Consider the following 5,856-nt stretch of genomic DNA (forward strand, 5'->3'; position numbering starts at 1 on the left):
ATGGAAGGTGGACCGAGTAGTCATCGGCAAACAACTATTAATAATACATTAATATTTAAACAAAGAAACTTAAAAACTAAATATAATCACGCTTTCATTGGAAAACATAGATAACAGTTGGTAAACACAAGATGCCATTTCTCTTTAGTAGGCTTATTATCTATTTATCCAGATGGAGGTAGATAGGAGCGGGCTATGATTGAAGTATACAAAACATATGACGATGGACTGCGTCAAATCAACGATTTTGAGGAAGGCTGTTGGATTGCTTTAACGAATCCTACTGCAACGGAATTGCTACAGGTATCAGATCAATATCAAGTTGATATTAACGATTTAAGAGCACCCCTTGATGAAGAGGAACGTTCAAGAATTGAAGTTGAGGATGTCTATACGCTTATCCTTGTGGATATTCCTACATTAGAGGAACGCCATAATAAGGATCGCTATGTAACGATTCCATTAGCAATTATACTAGCTAAAGGTGCAATTATTACAATTTGTCTTGAGGAAACTCCGATTTTAAAGAGTTTTATGGATGGAAGAGTTAGGGATTTCTTTACATTCAAGAAGACAAGATTTATTTTGCAGATTCTATATAAAAATGCAAGTGCATACCTTCAGCATCTTCGAGTGATTGATCGCAAAAGTGAAGAAGTTGAGAAAAAGTTACATGCCTCAACGAAAAATCGTGAATTAATTGAGCTTTTAGAATTAGAGAAGAGTTTGGTTTATTTCACAACGTCCTTACGTGCTAATGAAGTGGTACTCGAAAAATTATTAAAAAATGAGAATATAAAACAGTATCCAGAGGATACAGATCTGCTTGAAGATGTTATCATTGAGAACAAACAAGCAATTGAGATGGCTAATATATATAGTGGAATTCTTAGTGGTACAATGGATGCCTTTGCATCTGTTATATCAAACAATCTTAATATTGTTATGAAATTCCTTGCTACTGTAACAATTGTATTATCCATACCAACAATGGTTGCTAGTTTTTTTGGGATGAACTTTGTCAATATTCCAGGAGCGGAGGCAAAGTACGGTTTCTACATTGTGACAGCAGGAGCTTTTGTTCTGACAGCACTAGTGGCATTTGTTTTGGCAAAGAAAGATTTATTCTAATAAAGAGGTGTGTTAGATGAAATTTATTAGCAAGTTAGAGAGAAAATTTGGTCGTTATGCAATTCGTGATTTAATGAAATATATCACAATCCTATATGTTTTAGGTGCGCTACTGGAGTTAATTAGCCCTGCGTTTTATGGTGCGTATCTATGCCTTGATGTAGGCAAAGTGCTTCATGGTCAAGTATGGAGACTGGTTACATTTATTATTTGTCCAGCAGGTTTGAGCGGTGGAACAGGTATTTTCTTTTTTGCAATAGAGATGTATCTGTACTATATGATTGGAACTTCGCTTGAGAATGCTTGGGGAGCATTTAGATTTAATTTATACTATATATCAGGTATTCTATGTAATATTATTGCAGCATTCATACTTTATTTTGCTATTGGTGGAACATATCCTATGGGACTAGAGTATATTAACCGTGCGATGTACTTTGCATTTGCGGTGATTTATCCGAATGTGCAGTTTATGTTATTTTTTGTCTTACCAGTTAAGGTAAAGCATTTGGCATATATTTACGCAGCAGTAATTGGTTATGATGTAATTAAATATATCCGATACGCATTTGAAACACCATATACGCAAATAAGAAATATATATCTTGCGCTAGGGATTTCTATATTAGTTGCGTTACTTAACTTTGTAATATTCTTCTTCGCAACTAGAAATCAAAAAAGACTATCGCCAACCATGCAAAAACGTAGAAGAACATATCGAAAAGAAGCGAGACGTTCAGCAGCGGGGGTTACTAGACATAAATGTGCAGTTTGCGGTAGAACAGAGCTCGATGATGAAAATCTAGAATTCCGATTCTGTTCGAAATGTGACGGGAATTATGAGTATTGTATGGAACACCTTTTTACTCATACCCATGTTAAAAAGTAACAATGTGGATAGAGATAGGTAGTAACAATATTTATCTTGTAAGAACCTAGGTACATGATAACAATTATACTAATAATAAGTATCAGTATAATATACATTATGTGCGTAGTGACTATATATGTAATTAGAATAGGATGGTAAAAAAGATGATGAACAAAAAAACGAAAATTGTATGTACGATGGGACCAAACATGGATGTAATTGAAAACATTCGTGCTCTTGCAATGAATGGAATGAATGTTGCAAGATTAAACTTCTCTCATGGTGATTTTGAAGAACATGGTCACAGAATCAAATTACTTAAACAAGTTAGAGAAGAACTTGATTTGCCAATCGCAATACTATTAGATACAAAAGGTCCAGAAATCAGAACTGGTATGTTAGTTGATGATGAAAAAGTTCAATTAGAAGAAGGACAAGATTTCTTATTAACAACAGAGGATATTATTGGTGATGTAAGTAAAGCATCAATTAGTTATGAGAATCTTCCTAAAGACGTGAAAGAAGGAGATACCATTCTTATTGATGATGGTTTAATTGGTCTTTCTGTACAAAAAGTTGAAGGAAAAGAAATCTTCTGTAAAGTAACAAATGGTGGTACATTAGGAAGCCGTAAAGGTGTAAACATTCCTGGAGTAAGTATTAAATTACCAGGTATTACAGAAAAAGATAGAGGCGATATCTTATTCGCTGTAGAACAAGGATTAGATTTTATTGCTGCTTCTTTCGTGCGTAATGGTGATGCAATCAGAGAAATCCGTAAAGTTTTAACAGATGCTGGTTCTGATATTGCAATCGTTGCAAAAATCGAGAATGAAGAAGGTATTCAAAACATAGATGAAATCATCGAATTATCAGATGCTATCATGGTAGCAAGAGGTGACCTTGGTGTTGAAATTCCAGCAGCAGAAGTTCCATTTATCCAAAAGATGATTATTAAAAAATGTAATGATGCTTGTGTTCCAGTTATCACTGCAACACAAATGTTAGATTCTATGATTCGTAACCCAAGACCAACAAGAGCAGAAGTAACAGACGTTGCAAACGCAATCTATGATGGTACAGATGCAATCATGTTATCTGGTGAAACAGCAATGGGTAAATATCCTGTTGAAGCATTACAAACAATGGTAAGTATTGCAGTTGAAACAGAAGCACATATTGATTATGAAGGCATTCTTGAGATGAACAATCACCAAAGCAGTAAGAGTGTATCAAGCGGTATCTGCTACTCAGCAGTAGCAACAGCTTCAAGCTTAAATGCAAAAGTAATCGCAGCTTCAAGTTATTCAGGTTACACAGCTCGTATGGTTTCTAAATTAAAACCACAAGCGGTAGTATTAGGTTTATCACCACTTGAAAGAACATTGAGAAAGATGCAATTATTCTGGGGTGTAGTTCCGGTTAAAGTGAATGAAGCAGATTCAACAGATGATCTTTTAGATAATGCAGTAAAAGATGTAAAAGAAAAAGGATTTGTTGAAAATGGAGACGTTATGATTTTAACAGCAGGTTTACCAGCAGGTAAAACAGGCGTTACAAACATGATTAAAGCAGTTATTATTGAAGATTAATTATAACTAGAGGAGTTATCTCAAGTTGCGATTAATTGTAGCCGAAATGGTTAATACTAAATTTAGTAGAGTAAATTGTTGTTAAACGGATCGTTATAATCCGCTTTGCTACTTACTCGTAAACTGTCGGTTAAATCGTTATGTGGATAGATATATTGGACAGGCTGTTGTGTTAAGAGGTAGGTTAAAATAACCAATCTTAGTACGGCAGCTTGTTCCAAATAAGCATAAAATACGTTAAAATTACCAAAAAATCATTAAATTACAAAAAAATTATATGAAAAGGTAGCGTATATAATATTTTGTTGTTATAATAGTGATTAGCGGTTTTATTATCCGTGACAAAAGTATGTAAACTGGCAGTATAAAATTACAAGGTGAGGTTTTGAAATATGAGTTTAAGTGCAAATCAATTATTAAAAAATATAAGAGATAACAAGGAAGCTGAGGTATATTTACCACAATATATGAATCGTTCTTTATCTGCTTATTATAGATACTCTTTTATTGATTTAACGATGAAATATGTTATGTTATATGAAGTAGTTTCAGAAGAGCATAATAAACAAACTGATCAAGTGAAAGATATCTTGGATCAAGTGAATCAATTAATTAAAGAAACTATGCTAGACGTATTTGATGAAAGTGCTCGCGTAGCAAAAGTTGAAGAAATCGATAATGTTCGTAAAGAGATTATGTCGAGAATGAAATCGATTACAGCATATGCAGATATTATGCAGCTATATGAATATGTATTAAACCGTATTGAAGATAAATATGCAGAAGAAATTGAAGAGTTTGATACCGATGTATTTACACAAGAGATTATCAATTATATCTTCTCGAATAATGATAATGTTATTATTAACACAAAGGTACAAGAAATCATAGGACAACTACCAGTTAGAATGGCGAAAACAAAATACTATGATTTATTAAAAGATAGTATCTCTATCTACAAAGGAAGCGAAAGAAGCGCGGTAGACGGATACTTATATATGATTAAGTCGGCAGCTACATTAGAAAGACCAAAAGAAATGAAGAAGCAATTCCCAGAACTTCATAAAGCGGTTACTCTGATTGAATCAGCAGATTTTAAAAATTTGACAAAACCAGAATTCTATCGTTTAAATGGTATGGTTCAAGACCGTGCTGTTGATTTGCTAGAAATTTCTGATTTATATATGCAGTTGCAAGAAATCGTAAACTGTTTATACGCTTATAACATAACAGTTGCTTATCAAACAGCAGATATGAAGGAAGAAGCGCTATGCAAAGAATTAGTTGCACATGTTAATGAGTGCTTCTTAGCAGGTGATGGAAAAGAACTTGTTGAAAGTGAATTAGATAAACTTGTTAAGTTCGAAGGTGCTTTAGAATCTTCTGCACAAGAAATGCTTGTATTAGAAGGTGGATATGACGATGTTATGACAACATATGGTAAGAAATTAAAGAGCCTTATGTTAGATGCACAAGGTGTATGTGTAACAACTTGTATGAAGTTACTTGGAAATAGTAAATTTATCGACTTAAATGCAAAAGTATCAAACAAAATAGCAGATGATGCCTACATTGAGAAAGTAACGACATCATTGCTTAAGAATGTTGCTAAGTTATTTGAGAAAGCACCACAAGGCGTTGTTCGTGCTGTAATGGCAAGTTCATTAGATAAAATGCCAGTATTTTTCAAGAATTCAGATGAAATCGCTGAATATGTAGCAAATGCATTGAATCAATGTAAAGATGCTGCTGAGAAAAATGCTTGCTACAGTATTATTAAAGATATTATGTCAGAAGAATAGAATAAAAAGTAAGAGAAGTAAGATACTGTCGCCTAGGTAAAAAATGCTTAGTTTGGCAGTATCCTTACTATTATTTAGTTTATTGCCAAATGCGTTAAAGGGGGATATCAAAATGATTACATGGTATCATACGCTATATATGGATTCTCGTATTAGCAAAAATATAGACAAAATTAAAGCAACTATGGAAGCCAATAAGCCGACAATTGGTGTCTATTGTATCGCCCTTGCATCAAATGAAAACAATTTGTTTGATATAATAAATGTAAATGAATTAATGTTTCAATATTATAAAAGAAATAAAATTTATATTATTGGTCTTGCACGTGGAAGAGAGAGCGCAAAACATCTAGTAGCAAGAATGATTGAGGATGTATATCGTGAAACTGGAGATGTGCGTGCGAGAGAATATTTTGCAGAAAATGGTAGGTGAAGAAGTAGATGCTGCATGTAATATTCG

Annotated in this window: 5 protein-coding genes; all 5 read left to right on the plus strand. The window is 33.4% G+C overall.

Annotated elements, in window-relative coordinates:
* Positions 1-195 precede the first annotated feature (195 nt).
* On the plus strand, positions 196-1,131 hold the full coding sequence (locus RMR19_RS13020; RefSeq protein ID WP_310603926.1) for a magnesium transporter CorA family protein: 936 nt from the start codon (positions 196-198) through the stop codon (positions 1,129-1,131).
* Between the two features lie 16 nt (positions 1,132-1,147).
* The gene (locus tag RMR19_RS13025) at positions 1,148-2,020 is read left to right on the plus strand and encodes a hypothetical protein (protein ID WP_310603927.1); all 873 of its coding nucleotides are present in this window, start codon (positions 1,148-1,150) and stop codon (positions 2,018-2,020) included.
* A 149-nt stretch (positions 2,021-2,169) separates the two neighbouring features.
* Complete coding sequence (gene pyk, locus RMR19_RS13030; protein WP_310603930.1) at positions 2,170-3,594, plus strand: pyruvate kinase; 1,425 nt, start codon at positions 2,170-2,172, stop codon at positions 3,592-3,594.
* A 392-nt stretch (positions 3,595-3,986) separates the two neighbouring features.
* Entirely contained in the window at positions 3,987-5,396 is a 1,410-nt protein-coding gene (locus RMR19_RS13035) for a hypothetical protein (RefSeq protein WP_310603928.1), read from the plus strand.
* Between the two features lie 112 nt (positions 5,397-5,508).
* Complete coding sequence (locus tag RMR19_RS13040) at positions 5,509-5,829, plus strand: hypothetical protein (RefSeq protein ID WP_310603929.1); 321 nt, start codon at positions 5,509-5,511, stop codon at positions 5,827-5,829.
* The last annotated feature ends 27 nt before the right edge of the window (positions 5,830-5,856 follow it).

It is taken from the genome of Anaerosporobacter sp., assembly GCF_031551385.1.
Lineage (GTDB): Bacteria > Bacillota > Clostridia > Lachnospirales > Lachnospiraceae > Anaerosporobacter.